This is a genomic window from Egibacteraceae bacterium, assembly GCA_035540635.1.
In the GTDB taxonomy this organism is placed as follows: Bacteria; Actinomycetota; Nitriliruptoria; order Euzebyales; family Egibacteraceae; genus DATLGH01.
This window is the reverse complement of the sequence record DATLGH010000102.1, coordinates 1-12120: the sequence shown is the minus strand read 5'-3', so window position 1 is coordinate 12120 and position 12120 is coordinate 1. Positions and strand designations below refer to the sequence as shown.

Sequence of the window (12120 nt, the reverse complement as noted above, 5' to 3'; positions counted from 1 at the left end):
CCCCCGGGCGCCCGCGTGCGGGCGGGCGCCCGGGGGCAGCCGCTCGGCGCGGCGGGGCGGCGACCACCGGCTACTCGCCGAGGACGGGCTTGATCCGGTCGTGCAGGTCGGTGGAGGAGGCGGCGGGCCCCCCGCTGTCGGTGACGAGGAAGGCGGGTGAGGAAGCGGGCACCATCCCGAGCTCCTCCTCGGCCACCCGGAGGATGCGCTCGGGCGCCGCGAGCGTCGCCACGTCGGCGGTCAGCTCCTCGTAGCGCAGTGAGAGGTCGGCGACCTCGGCCTGGAGCGCGCGGGCGTCGAAGGCCGCCTCGGCCGCCAGCGCCGACACGCTCACGACCCCGACGATGCCGAGGACCGCCACCGCGAGGATCCCCGCGACGAGGCGCCCGGGACGGCGGCGGCGCTCCACCACGCGGAGACGGGGGTTCGCCGCGTGCGGCGGAGCGGGCCGTGGCCGGCGGGCGTCGGGACGGGCCTGGGAGGAGGCGAGGGCGGACATGGCTACTCCGATTCGGGCAGCTTCTCGGCGGCGCGCAGCTTCGCGGACCGGGCACGCGGGTTGCGGGCCAGCTCGGGCGGTGACGGGCGCTCGACCCCGCGGACGAGCAGACGAAAGCGAGGGACGCGGCCACAGCCGCACACCGGCAGGTCCGGTGGGCAGATGCAGCCGGTGGCCGCGTCCGTGAGGAGCCGCTTGGCGATGCGGTCCTCCAGGGAGTGGTAGCTGAGGACGGCGACGCGCCCACCGCGGTGCTCCGCGGCGGGCGGTGCCGTCAGGTCCAGCGCCTGGGGAAGGGAGGCGCCGAACCGGCCGAGCTCGTCGTTGACCGCGATGCGCAGCGCCTGGAACGTCCGCGTCGCCGGGTCGACGCGGGTGTGCCTGGCCTGCGCGGGGACCGCCGCGGCGACGACCTCGGCGAGCTCGGTGGTGGTGGTGAGGGGGCGGGCACGCGCGATCGCCCGCGCGATGCGGCGCGCGTGGCGCTCCTCGCCGTAGCGGCGGATGAGGCCGGCGAGCTCGTCGCCCGGGGTGCTGTTCACGAGGTCCGCGGCCGTGAGCGGGGCGGTCGGGTCCATGCGCATGTCGAGGGGCGCGGGCGAGCGGAACGAGAAGCCTCGCTCGGGGCGGTCGATCTGCATGGAGGAGACGCCGAGGTCGTAGAGCACGCCGAGCAGGGGGCCGCGGCGTGCGAGGATCGGCGTCAGGTGCGCGGACAGCTCGTCGTAGCCGGCGTGCACGAGGTGGACGCGCTCGCCGTAGGCGGCCAGGCGCCGGCCGGCGAGCGCGAGCGCGTCGGGGTCGCGGTCGAAGGCGACGAGGGTCGTCGCGGGACCGCTCGCCGCGAGCAGGGCCGCGGCGTGGCCGGCGGCCCCGACGGTTGCGTCCACGAGGACCGCCGGCGTGTCGCCGGGCACGGCGAGCAGGTCGACCACCCGGTCGACCATCACCGGCTCGTGCGGGGCGGTCACGGGCCGCGCGGGGGCTAGCTGAACAGCCACAGGGCACCGAGGACGACGGCGAGCGCGGCGCCGACCGAGCCCACGAGGCAGAGGAAGAGCAGCGCGGTCGCGGCGAGCTCCCGGGCGAGGCCGGGGCTCTCGACCGCGGGCGCGCTCACGACCCGCTCGAGCGCCGCGAGCCGCTGCTCCTGGTTCTCCGTGACGAGGTCCATCAGAAGAGCCCTCCCGGGTTGAACGGCTGCTCGGTGTTCGCAAAGTCCGCCATGCCCTGCTCGCGGTAGCGCTCCCAGCGGTCGGTGTCCCAGAGCTCCAGGCGGGCGTCGGCGCCCACCACCGTCACGTCCTTGGTGAGCGAGGCGTACTCGCGCAGCCGGGCCGGGATCGTGACGCGCCCCTGGCGGTCGAGCGCGTCGGAGTGGGCCGAGGAGGTCATCATCCGCGCGAACATGCGCTCCCGGCGGTCGGTGGAGCGCAGCGTGCGGAGGTTCTCGATGACCCGTGTCCACTCGTCGAGTGGGTGCACGGTGAGGCAGTTGTCGAGCCCGAACGCCATCACCAGTCCCTCCTGCAGCTGTGCCCGGAACGCCGACGGCAGGATGACGCGTCCTTTTGCGTCCAGCGTGTGCCGGTACTCGCCGAGGAACATCGTCCCTACCGGGCCGGCTGTTCCCTCGGCCTCCATAGTCCCCCACCATGCACCACTTTCTCCCACCCGTCAACCACACCGTCACACCCCTGCGCTACATGGCGCCCCGTCGCGCCAAAGCGCAGGCTCCCGGGCGCGTCCAGCCCGCCCGTGGGGAAGTCGGGGTCGGCGGGCGGCCTGCGCCGGGAGGGTGTCCGGGGTCTCTAGAGCGACCAGTCCGCGAACGGGGCGTCTACGAGCGCCCGGAGGCGCGCGACGTCGTCGCGGAGCTCGGCCGCGAGCCGGGCGCGCAGGCGGGGGTCGACGTCGAGGGGATCCGGCGCGCCGGCCGGCTCGGCGACCGCGTGCGCGCCGAAGCCCGGATCGACACCGGCGAACGCGAACAGCCGGGCGAGGGTCCGCCCGGGAGCCCGGCGGAGGTCTTCCGTGGCGACGACCGCGATCTGCTCACGGGGGAAGCGGGTGAGGAACGGGTCGAGGCGCTCGGCGTAGCGGCTGCGCGCGAGGTACTGGCTCGCGGGGTCGAGCAGCGCCTCCTCGAGCGGTCGCGGCTCGCCGCCCTCCCGGCGGTGATGGCGGTACTGCGAGACGGCCCGCACGATCGGGTCGCGGACGAGGTACACGAGCCTCGCGTCGGGAAGGAGCATGGCGATGCGCCCGGCGCTCTCGGGGTGGTCCGGCGACGTGTAGCCGGGAGACGACTCCCCCCGTACCGGCACGTCGGCGGGGAAGTGGCGCGCGTACCAGTCCTCGCCCCGGTGCCAGTTGCCTTGCGGGGTCCAGTCGCCGTCAGCCGGCCCCCGCGCGGGGCCGAAGAAGAAGTTCAGCTCCTTCGGTCGCGACATCGCGACCTGCGGGTGCCGGTCGAGGAGGCGGTGCAGGGCGCTCGTGCCACACTTCATCGCCCCGATGACGATGAGGTTGGGCCCGCTCGACGACCTCAACCCGTCAGGAGGTCACCGAGGTAGGCGTGCCAGTGCGGCTCGACCCTGCCGACGGCCACGATCAGCCAGAACTCGGCGCGGGGAGCGTAGGGCATCCGCCGCAGGGTCATCCTGGCCTCGGCGGGCGTCTGGTCGCGCTTGCGGCCGTTGCAACGGCGGCAGGCGGCGACGACGTTCTCCCACTCGTGGGCCCCGCCGCGGCTGCGCGGCACGACGTGGTCGACGTTCTCCGCGGCGCGGCCGCAGTACTGGCAGAGGTAGTCGTCGCGCAGGAACACCCCCCGCCGGCTGAGCGCCGCGCGGCGGCGGTAGGGCACGTGCACGAAGCGCCGCAGCCGCACGACGGAGGGGGCGGCGACGTCGAGCGACGCGGACCGGAACCGGTGACCGTTCGCGTGGACGACGTCGGCCTTGCTCGTGAGGACCAGCACGATCGCGCGGCGCGCGGGCACGACGCAGAGCGGCTCCATCGTCGCGTTGAGGACGAGGACCTTCGCGGCCCTGCCGGGGGACGCGGCGACGCGGCGTACGCCGGGTTCGCCGGCGTCCTCCTCCTCATGCGCGAGGGCGTCGTGGGCGGCGCAGGCGTGGCCGTTCGACCCACCCGCCGCCGCGGCGGGTGGGGAGGTCAGGGACGTCGGCTCACGTCGCGGCTCGACGCCGCACGCCCCGACTGGTGTCCCCAGGGACGGGCCCACGTTCACCTCCCGGTCGACAGCGTCGCCACTGTAGCATCGTGGCGTTTCCCGCCCGATGGGAAGGGGGCGGGCCTCAACCCCCGCCGGGGGAGCCGCTCGGGGCGAGGTCGACGACCTCGAACCCGGCGAGCGCGTTCAGCGTCGAGCCCCACACGAGCACGAGCGAGTCGACGACGTCGGCGGCGGCGTGCTCCTCGCCGAGGACGAGCCAGCAGTAGGCGAAGTGCTCGACCATCGCGACGAGGGACGAGGCGACAGTGCGGGCGGGTGGCACGGCGTCGCGTCCGGAGGCGGCGACCGCCGCGGCCACGTGCTCGGCGACCCGGTCGACGAACAGCGCCCGGGACTCGACGTAGAGGCTCGAGAAGCCGCGCTCGTCACGGGCGGCCTGCAGCCAGGTGCGCATGATGACCGCATCGGCCCGGTAGCGCTCGAGGAACCCGCCGATGACCCGTTCGAGTGCGCCCCGGACGTCGTCGGCCTTCCAGGGCGCGGCCGCGAGCGCGGAGAACGCCGCCTCGCTGTCGCGCACGAGCGCGGCGAGCACGGCGGTCTTGTTCTCGTAGTAGGTGTAGAAGGTGCCGTGGGACACGCCCGCGCGCTTGACGATGTCCTCCACGCGGGTGGCCTGCCAGCCGAGCTCGGCGAAGGCCTCGCGGGCGGCCTCCCGCAATCGTTGCGCGGTGCGCTCGCCCCGGGAGCGCGCCGCCTCGTCCGCGGCCAGCCGTTGTTCGGTCATCCGGCCGCATGGTAACGCCCTGACGTGGGCGTCAACGTTCCGCGGCCTCGCGCCGGCGGGGCACTGGGCGCAGCACGAAAGGCTGGCGGCGCGCCTCTGACCTTGCGACCCCCCGTCGTAGGCTTTGGCGACCGCTCGGGGGCGGCTCGCGGGGCGCCAGGTCGCCAGTCGGCCAACGGAACCGGCGGGGGGTGGCGGGCTACAGTAGGGCAACCGGTCGCGCGGCTCACCGTGCGGGGCACGTGCACGACCGCGACACCCTGAGAGGACCATCGGTGGCGACGAGACGCAAGGCGGGGCCCGACATCCCCCACCTCGCCCGGGCCTACGAGCGGATCGAGCGCAACGTCGAGTCGGTCGTCGAGGGCAAGCCCGAGGTCGTCCGTCTCGCGCTCGTCGCCCTGCTCGCGGAGGGCCACCTGCTGATCGAGGACATCCCGGGGGTCGGCAAGACCCTGCTCGCGAAGGCCATCGCCCGCTCTCTGGCCTGCAGCGTCCGGCGGGTGCAGTTCACCCCCGATCTCCTGCCGAGCGACATCACCGGCGTCACGGTGTTCAACCAGGAGCACGGGGACTTCGAGTTCAAGCCGGGCGCCGTCTTCGCGAACGTCGTGCTCGGCGACGAGATCAACCGGGCCGGGCCGAAGACGCAGTCGGCGCTGCTCGAGGCCATGGAGGAGCGCCAGGTCACCGTCGACGGCACGACCTACGAGCTCGCAGTGCCCTTCATGGTCATCGCCACCCAGAACCCCATCGAGCTCGAGGGCACCTACCCGCTGCCCGAGGCGCAGCGCGACCGCTTCCTCATGCGGCTGTCGGTGGGCTACCCGTCCGTGGAGGCCGAGCTCGAGATCCTCGACGTCCACGGGGACGGCGACCGGCTCGCCGAGCTCCAGCCGGTCGCCGAGGCGCAGGAGATCGCCGCGATGGTGGCGGCGGCGCGGACCGTCCACGTCGCGGACCCGCTGAAGCGCTACATCGTCGACCTCGTGCGGGCGACGCGCGTGCACCCTGCGGTGGAGCTCGGGGCCTCCCCCCGCGCCTCGCTCGCCCTGCTGCGCGCGAGCCGCGCACTGGCCGCCTTCGCCGGGCGCGACTACGTGGTCCCCGACGACGTGAAGCGTCTCGTCCAGCCGGTGCTCGCTCACCGGCTCATCCTGGCGCCGGGGGCGGCGGACGGTGACGCGGCGGTGGCCGAGGTCCTCGGCGAGCTGCTCTCCTCGGTGCCGATCCCCGCGGGGCGGTGAGGATGTCCACGATGGTGGGCGGGGGCGGGCGACACCCGTGACGGCTCGCGGGATCTCCCTCGTCGTCGCCAGCGTCCTGCTGTGGGGGCTCGGCCGCACGCTGGGCCTGCCTGAGCTGTTCGTCGTGGCCGCCTCGAGCGGCGCGCTCGTCGGGGTCGCCGGGCTCGCGGTGTGGCTGTCGACGGCCACGGTCGCCGCTCGCCGTGTCGTCGGCAGCGCCCGGCTGCCGGCCGGGGCGCGCACCGACGTGCGCCTCGAGCTGCGCAGCGACTCGTGGCTGCCCTCGTCGCTCCTGCTTGTCGAGGACCAGTGCCACTACGGCCTCCGCCCGCCGCACGACGCCGATCCGCCTCGCGTCGTCGTCGCGGGGCTCGCTCCGGGGCGCACGGTGTCGTTCGACTACGAGCTGGCCGGGCAGAGCCGGGGCCGCTACACGGTCGGTCCGCTGAGCCTGCGCATCCGTGACCCGTTCGGCCTCGTCGAGCGGGTGCGCCGCTACCCGGGAACGGACGAGGTGCTCGTCCTGCCCCGCATCGAGGTGCTCGGCGAGGGGATCACGCGGGGCAACCATCGTGGGTCGGAGGCGAGCGACCGCCGCCGCCTGTTCACCTCCGGCGACGAGTTCTACACGCTGCGGGAGTACGTCACGGGCGACGACCTGCGCCAGGTGCACTGGCCGTCGACCGCGCACCGCGCGACCCTCATGGTGCGCCAGCAGGAGCTGCCCTGGGAGCCCGAGGCGGTGCTGTTCTGCGACACCCGCGCGCGCGCCCATCACGGGACCGGGCCCGACTCGACGCTCGAGAAGGCGGTGTCGGTCACGGCCAGCCTGGTCGCGCATCTCGCCGAGCGCCGCTACGACGTGCGGCTCGGAACCGAGGCGGACGGGCACGCCCCCCAGGCGGCCGGCCTCGACACGCTCCTCGACCGCCTCGCCGAGCTCGATGCCTCCGACGTGGAGCGGCTCAGCCCGGCCCTGTCACGGCTGCGGGGCGCGGAGGCCGGCGGGCTGCTCGCCGCAATCGTCTGCCCGCCCCCGGGGTCCGGCCCGGTCCGCGCACATCCCGACGTGCGCGCCCTCATCGGGTGCGGCCGGCGGTTCAGCGGCAGGCTCGCGATCGTCGTCGCCCCCGGCACGGGCGGCGCCGGGTCCCGGTCGGCGGAGCTCGCGCGGGTGCTCACCGGTGCCGGCTGGAGGGCGGTGACGGTTGGCCCGCGCGACGCGCTCGCCGACGCCTGGCCCGCCCTGGTCAGCGCCAACCGGCGCACCGCCACGGGGGTGCGCGGATGAGCGCGGGCCTGCGGGCGCGCCCGGTCCCGCCGGCGACGGGGCCCTCGCCGGTCCCGCCCGAGCGGGCGGAGGGCGCCCCCCCGCGTCTGCCGGAGCACCGCACGGCTGAGCTGCTGCTGCCTGCGGTGCTCGGGCTGCTCTTCGCCGCGTGCCTGCCGCTCGGGCGGGTGTTCCTGGGTTGGAGCTTTCTGCGGCCGGTGCTCGGGGCGGTGGTCGTCGCGGTCGGGCTCGTGTGGGGCACCCGCCGGCTCGGCCTGGGCCCGGTCTCGGCGCTGCTCGCGAGCGCCGCCGGGTGGGCGCTGTTCGTCACCGTGGCCTTCCTGCGGGACACGGCCGTGCTCGGTCTGGTCCCGACGGGCGCGACGCTCGACGCCTTCGTCGGCCTGTGGACCCGGGGAGTCGAGCTCATCGGCGCGCGCCCCGCACCGGTCTTCGCGGAGCCGGGGCTGCTGCTCCTCACGGTCACCGGGGTGTGGGCGGTCGCCCATGCGGTCGAAGGGCTCGTGTTCCGCCTCGAGTCGCCGGTCAGGGGCGTCCTCGTCGCCCTCGGCCTCTGGATGGTGCCGCTGCTCATCACCGTGGGCGAGGGCTCGGCGGCGCCCTGGACCGTGCCGTTCCTCGCCGCCGCCGCGCTCGTGCTGCTGCTGTCGGCCGGTGACGACGCCCGCCAGTGGGGCCGGGAGGCGTCCGGCAGCCTCCGGACCGCGGGCTCTCCCAGGGCGGCGCTGCCATCGGGGGTGGTGATCGCGGCCGTCGCCATCGTCGTGGGGGTGCTCGTCGCGGGAATCCTGCCGGGTTTCGGTCAGCCGCCGTGGTACGAGCTGCGCGGGGTGGGGGGGACGACCCTCACCACCAACCCGATCGTGACGATCCGCCACAGCCTCGTCGCGCAGGACCGCGGGCCGGTCATGCGCGTCACCACCCCGCGGCCGGTCTACCTGCGCACGACGTCGCTGGACCTGTACAGCCGCAACGGCGAGTGGACGAACGCGGGGATCCGCGGCACGCCGGTGCGGTCCTGGGACGGCCGGCTGGCGCCTGACGGCGTGCACGCCGCGCGGGAACGGCTCGACGTCGAGGTGGAGGTCGCGAACCTGCCGGGAGCTGTCCTCGTGCCGGCCCCCTTCGAGCCCCGGATGGTCCAGGGGCAGGGGACCGAGGACTTCAAGTACGACCGGCGGCTCGCCACCATCACGACCGACCGTGGTGCGACGCTGCAGCCGGGTGACCGCTACCGGGTGGAGGCGGTGCTGCCCGATCCCGACCCGGCTGCCCTGCCGCCCGACGCCCCACCGCCGACCGAGCTCGTCGCGCTGCCGCCGAACGTGCCCTCCGAGGTGGCCCAGCTCGCGAGGGAGATCGTCGACGGCGTGGGAGCCGAGACGGCCTTCGAGAAGGCGCTGGCGCTCCAGGACGAGTTCCAGAGCGGCCGGTGGGAGTACTCGCTCGAGCCGCAGCAGGGCCACGGTGGCGACGCGATGCTCGCCTTCATCACCAACCGGGCCGGCTACTGTGAGCAGTACGCCGGCACGATGGCGGTCATGCTCCGCACCCTCGGCGTCCCGGCACGGGTTGCGGTCGGCTTCACGCCCGGCGAGCAGGTCGGCGAGGACGGTCCCTACGTCGTCACGAACGGTCACGCCCACGCGTGGGTGGAGGTGCTGTTGCCCGGCTATGGCTGGCTGTCCTTCGAGCCCACACCCCGGCGCGACGGCAACCTGCTCCCGCCGACGACGCAGAGCCTCGTCCCGGCGCGGACCCTCGCCCAGCAGGCGGCGGCGGAGATGGTCGACCTCGAGCAGACCCCCGCCGACGCGGAGTTCCTCCCCCAGCGGCCCGAGCCGGAGGCGACCGCGCCCGCCCCCGCATCAGAGCAGGCTTCGCCGTCGGCCGAGGAACAGACGGGAGCCGGGTGGCTGCCGCTCGCGCTCCTCCTGGCGCTCGTGGGGGTCGGCGCCGCGCTGGCCGTGGCCCGCGGCCGCCGTGGCGGAGCCCCGCCACTCGACCGTGTTCTCTCCGCCCGCGCGAGCGTCGAGCGGATCGGGCGCGGCCTCGGTCTGCGGGCCATGGCTTGGGAGACCGACCAGGAGTACCTGGAGCGCCTCGCCGGCGCGGCGCGGGGACCCCAGGGCGCCATCGCGGCAGCCACTCTCGGCGGCCGGGCGGCCGAAGCCCGCTACGCCCCCCAGGTGGCCGCCGCAGCGGCCGCCGAGGCCGAGGCCGCGGCCGACGTGCTGCGGGCGTCCCTGCTCGAGGGGCGATCCGCTCCCGCCCGTGTCGGTGTCCAGCTCCGCGGACGGGTGTCCACGGCCGCGAGTGCGGCGAGCCTGGGCGCCGGCCGCGTGCTGCGCCGCAGCTGAACGAGCTGGGTGGCCGCTCCGGCCGCCCGCGTCAGCGGGATTCGTCCTCCCGGCCCCGCTTGTCCTCCATGAAGCGGTCGAACCCGCCGCGCAGCTGGCCGCCGAGCCGGTTGTTCTGCCCCTGTCCGAGGCGCTTCAGCATGTTGCCGCCGTAGACCGCGCTGGCGAGCATGAGCGCGAAGCCCGCCACACCGAACCAGATGTCGATGATGAAGCAGAGCAGGAGCAGGAAGCCGACCCCCAACCCGACGCCGGCGAGCTTGATCTGCCGGCGGGCCTGGGACGAGACCGTCGTGGTGCTGACGGTCTTGGCGAACTTCGGATCCTCTTCCCGAAGGCGCGCTTCGATGTCGGAGAGGATCTGCTGCTCACGGTCGGAGAGAGGCATTCGCACTCCGCGGTGTCGGTGGTTCCCCAGTATACGAAGCACCGTCGATTGTGCTTCAAGCGACCGCCGAGCGCACGAGCCCTTTCCGCACTGGCCGCCCGACCGGGGCGAGACGAGCACGTCACGAGCTCGGCGGGTGGGTGAGCCCCGCGGGCGCGTGCAGGGCGCCGCCGTCAGCCGTCGGAGAGCAGCGCCCCACGGGTGACGGAGTCGTTGCCGAACCGGGCTCGGGCGGTGTCGGCGGCGCGCTCGAGCGGGTCCCACCGGTCGTCGCCGAGCAGGCCGAGCTGGCGGGCGCCGTCACCGGGCACGAGGTTGGTGGCACCGAGCCCGACGAGGCGGACCCGGGCCCGCTCGAGACGGAGGGCGTCGAGCATAGCGACGGCCTCGCGGTGCAGCTCGGTCGCCTGGTCGGTCGCCACCGCGAGCGTCCGCGACCGGGTGATCGTCGAGAAGTTCGCGTAGCGCAGCTTCAGCGTGACCGTGCGGGCCGACACCCCGGCGCGACGCAGGCGCGGGGCGACCCTCTCGGCGAGGCGAAGGAGCTCGGTGCGCAGGCGCGCCGGGTCGTCGACGTCGCGCTCGAAGGTCTCCTCGGCGCTCATGCCCTTGGCCGGCTCGTGCGGCACGACGGTGCGGGGGTCCTCGCCGCGGGCCAGTGCGGCGATGTGCCCGGCGGCGGCGGGCCCGAGGATGCGTGCGAGCGTCGCGCGGGGCACCGTGCGCAGGTCACCGACGGTGCGCAGACCGAAGCGCTCCAGCCGCGCGGCGCTCGCGTCCCCGACCCCCCACAGGTCGCGGACCGGCAGGGGTGCGAGGAAGCCGTCGACCTCGTGGCCCGGCAGGTGGAGCAAGCCGTCGGGCTTGGCCTTGCCGCTGCAGAGCTTGGCGAGGAACTTGTTCGGGGCGACGCCGACGCTGGCGGGCAGGCCGAGCTCCTCGCGGATCCGCCGGCGCAGGCCCTCGCCGATCACGACGGGCGGGCCGAACAGCCGCATGGCGCCACCCACGTCGAGGAACGCCTCGTCGAGCGACAGGGGCTCGACGAGCGGGGTCACCGACAGGAAGATATCGCGCAGCTCGGCGGACACGCGCGCGTAGGCGGGGAAGTCGGGGCTGATGACCACGGCGTGCGGGCACAGGCGCAGGGCGCGGGCCATCGGCATCGCCGAGCCGATGCCGTACGCGCGCGCCTCGTAGGAGGCGCTCGCCACGACCCCGCGCCCGCCGGCGCCGCCGACGAGGACCGGCCGACCCGCGAGCGCGGGATCCCGGCGCACCTCCACGGAAGCGTAGAAGGCGTCCATGTCGACGTGGAGGATCCCCTCCACGCCTCAGCCCCCGACCACGAGCGTTCGCATCGCCGCCAAGGCTAACCCCCCGCCGAGCCACCCGAGGCATGCCACAGCTTGCGCGGCGCCCCATCGGGCGAGGGGGGCCGGCGCGTCCGTCCGGAGCCGACTAATAGGCTGTTCTCGGAGGCGGAGGACGGATGCGACGGCCCCCCACCGCCGGGGGCGTCGAGCGCCGCGTCGAGCGTGCCCTCGCGCCACGCGGCCATGAGCGCGCGCAGGTCCCAGGCCGCCTCGGCGTTGACCGACACCCCCCGGGCGCCCGCGCGGTGCACGGTGCCCTCGACGACGAGCAGCCAGGAGTGGAACACCGTCCCGGCGCAGCGGTCGTGCACGGACTCGAAGAACGTCGTGTCGGCCACCCCGGTCGCGTCGTCGAGCGAGCAGAAGATCACCCGCTGCCCGGACCTCACCGGTGGGGTCTGCGTGGCGACCTTCACGCCGGCGACCCGGACCCGCCGGCGGTTGCGCACGTCGAGCAGATCCATCGCCCGCGTCACCCCGAGCCGGTCGAGCAGGCCCTCGTAGAAGTGGATGACCGGCGTGGTCGCGTCGAGTCCGAGCACCTCCAGCTCCGCGCGGACCTGCTCGCTGGCGGTGTACTCCACCAGTCCCGGCGGGCTCTGCGCCGGGAGCAGCCCGAGCTGCTCGGGACGGCCCGGATCCGTGGGGCGGTGCCGCGCGACCCCCGACCAGCGCTCGCTCACCTCCAGGAGCAGGTCACGGCGGGTGACTCCCGGTGCGCGCAGGCCGTCGAGCGCCCCGACGTGCGCGAGCGCCTCGGCCACCGGCGCGGACAGCGCCGCCCGCCGCCGCAGGTCGGCGACGTCCGCAAACGGCCGCCCCGCGAGCAGGCTCTCGATCATCGCGTCGCTGATCCCCGCGACGTCCTGCAACGCGAGCCGGATCCCGAACCGCTGGGTGGGGTCGGCGGGGTCGGCACCGAGGTCGAGCCCCCCAGGGGGGAGCGGGTTGCCCGCAACCACGGTCCACC

The 12120-nt window shown here is 75.0% G+C and carries 13 protein-coding genes; 3 read left to right on the top strand and 10 right to left on the bottom strand.

Features of this window, described 5'->3' with window-relative positions; all coding sequences use genetic code 11:
* Positions 1 to 70: 70 nt before the first annotated feature.
* The 7 genes from VM324_15575 to VM324_15545 all read right to left on the bottom strand — a co-directional run bounded on the left by VM324_15575 (position 71) and on the right by VM324_15545 (position 4488).
* Positions 71 to 499 (bottom strand): hypothetical protein, encoded by a 429-nt coding sequence (locus VM324_15575; GenBank protein HVM00708.1) that lies wholly within the window; start codon positions 497 to 499, stop codon positions 71 to 73.
* Between the two features lie 2 nt (positions 500 to 501).
* Positions 502 to 1470 carry a 16S rRNA (cytosine(1402)-N(4))-methyltransferase RsmH gene (gene rsmH, locus VM324_15570; protein HVM00707.1) on the bottom strand — a complete coding sequence of 323 codons (969 nt, stop codon included), beginning with the start codon at positions 1468 to 1470 and terminating at the stop codon, positions 502 to 504.
* Positions 1471 to 1484: 14 nt separating this feature from the next.
* On the bottom strand, positions 1485 to 1673 hold the full coding sequence (locus tag VM324_15565; GenBank protein HVM00706.1) for a hypothetical protein: 189 nt from the start codon (positions 1671 to 1673) through the stop codon (positions 1485 to 1487).
* Positions 1673 to 2143 carry a division/cell wall cluster transcriptional repressor MraZ gene (gene mraZ / locus VM324_15560; GenBank protein ID HVM00705.1) on the bottom strand — a complete coding sequence of 157 codons (471 nt, stop codon included), beginning with the start codon at positions 2141 to 2143 and terminating at the stop codon, positions 1673 to 1675. Before mraZ ends, VM324_15565 begins: the two co-directional genes overlap by 1 nt.
* A 167-nt stretch (positions 2144 to 2310) precedes the next feature.
* Positions 2311 to 3051, bottom strand: coding sequence for a sulfotransferase (locus VM324_15555; GenBank protein HVM00704.1), 741 nt, complete (start codon positions 3049 to 3051; stop codon positions 2311 to 2313).
* Complete coding sequence (locus tag VM324_15550) at positions 3048 to 3749, bottom strand: HNH endonuclease (protein ID HVM00703.1); 702 nt, start codon at positions 3747 to 3749, stop codon at positions 3048 to 3050. Before VM324_15550 ends, VM324_15555 begins: the two co-directional genes overlap by 4 nt.
* A 73-nt stretch (positions 3750 to 3822) precedes the next feature.
* Entirely contained in the window at positions 3823 to 4488 is a 666-nt protein-coding gene (locus VM324_15545) for a TetR/AcrR family transcriptional regulator (GenBank protein ID HVM00702.1), read from the bottom strand.
* Positions 4489 to 4763: 275 nt separating this feature from the next.
* Between VM324_15545 and VM324_15540 the strand changes: the two genes are divergently transcribed.
* From VM324_15540 to VM324_15530, 3 genes are read left to right on the top strand one after another with little or no spacing between them, the layout of a single operon-like run.
* On the top strand, positions 4764 to 5735 hold the full coding sequence (locus tag VM324_15540) for a MoxR family ATPase (GenBank protein ID HVM00701.1): 972 nt from the start codon (positions 4764 to 4766) through the stop codon (positions 5733 to 5735).
* Positions 5736 to 5772: 37 nt separating this feature from the next.
* A complete protein-coding gene (locus VM324_15535; GenBank protein ID HVM00700.1) occupies positions 5773 to 7026 on the top strand; it encodes a DUF58 domain-containing protein in 1254 nt (417 codons plus the stop codon).
* Entirely contained in the window at positions 7023 to 9386 is a 2364-nt protein-coding gene (locus tag VM324_15530; GenBank protein HVM00699.1) for a transglutaminaseTgpA domain-containing protein, read from the top strand. The genes VM324_15535 and VM324_15530 overlap by 4 nt, the downstream gene beginning before the upstream one ends.
* A 31-nt stretch (positions 9387 to 9417) precedes the next feature.
* On the opposite strand, the gene VM324_15525 is transcribed toward VM324_15530, so the two are convergent.
* The 3 genes from VM324_15525 to VM324_15515 form a co-directional block, all read right to left on the bottom strand.
* Entirely contained in the window at positions 9418 to 9774 is a 357-nt protein-coding gene (locus tag VM324_15525) for a DUF3040 domain-containing protein (GenBank protein ID HVM00698.1), read from the bottom strand.
* A gap of 173 nt (positions 9775 to 9947) precedes the next feature.
* Positions 9948 to 11105 (bottom strand): DNA polymerase IV, encoded by a 1158-nt coding sequence (locus VM324_15520; GenBank protein ID HVM00697.1) that lies wholly within the window; start codon positions 11103 to 11105, stop codon positions 9948 to 9950.
* A gap of 41 nt (positions 11106 to 11146) precedes the next feature.
* A partial coding sequence (locus tag VM324_15515) for a hypothetical protein (protein ID HVM00696.1) occupies positions 11147 to 12120 on the bottom strand: 974 nt, incomplete at its 5' end.

Coding starts and splice junctions, on each gene's coding strand:
- VM324_15545 (HVM00702.1), bottom strand. CDS start 4,488: ATGACCGAACAACGGCTGGCCGCGGACGAGGCGGCGCGCTCCCGGGGC.
- mraZ (HVM00705.1), bottom strand. CDS start 2,143: ATGGAGGCCGAGGGAACAGCCGGCCCGGTAGGGACGATGTTCCTCGGC.
- VM324_15565 (HVM00706.1), bottom strand. CDS start 1,673: ATGGACCTCGTCACGGAGAACCAGGAGCAGCGGCTCGCGGCGCTCGAG.
- VM324_15525 (HVM00698.1), bottom strand. CDS start 9,774: ATGCCTCTCTCCGACCGTGAGCAGCAGATCCTCTCCGACATCGAAGCG.
- VM324_15575 (HVM00708.1), bottom strand. CDS start 499: ATGTCCGCCCTCGCCTCCTCCCAGGCCCGTCCCGACGCCCGCCGGCCA.
- VM324_15530 (HVM00699.1), top strand. CDS start 7,023: ATGAGCGCGGGCCTGCGGGCGCGCCCGGTCCCGCCGGCGACGGGGCCC.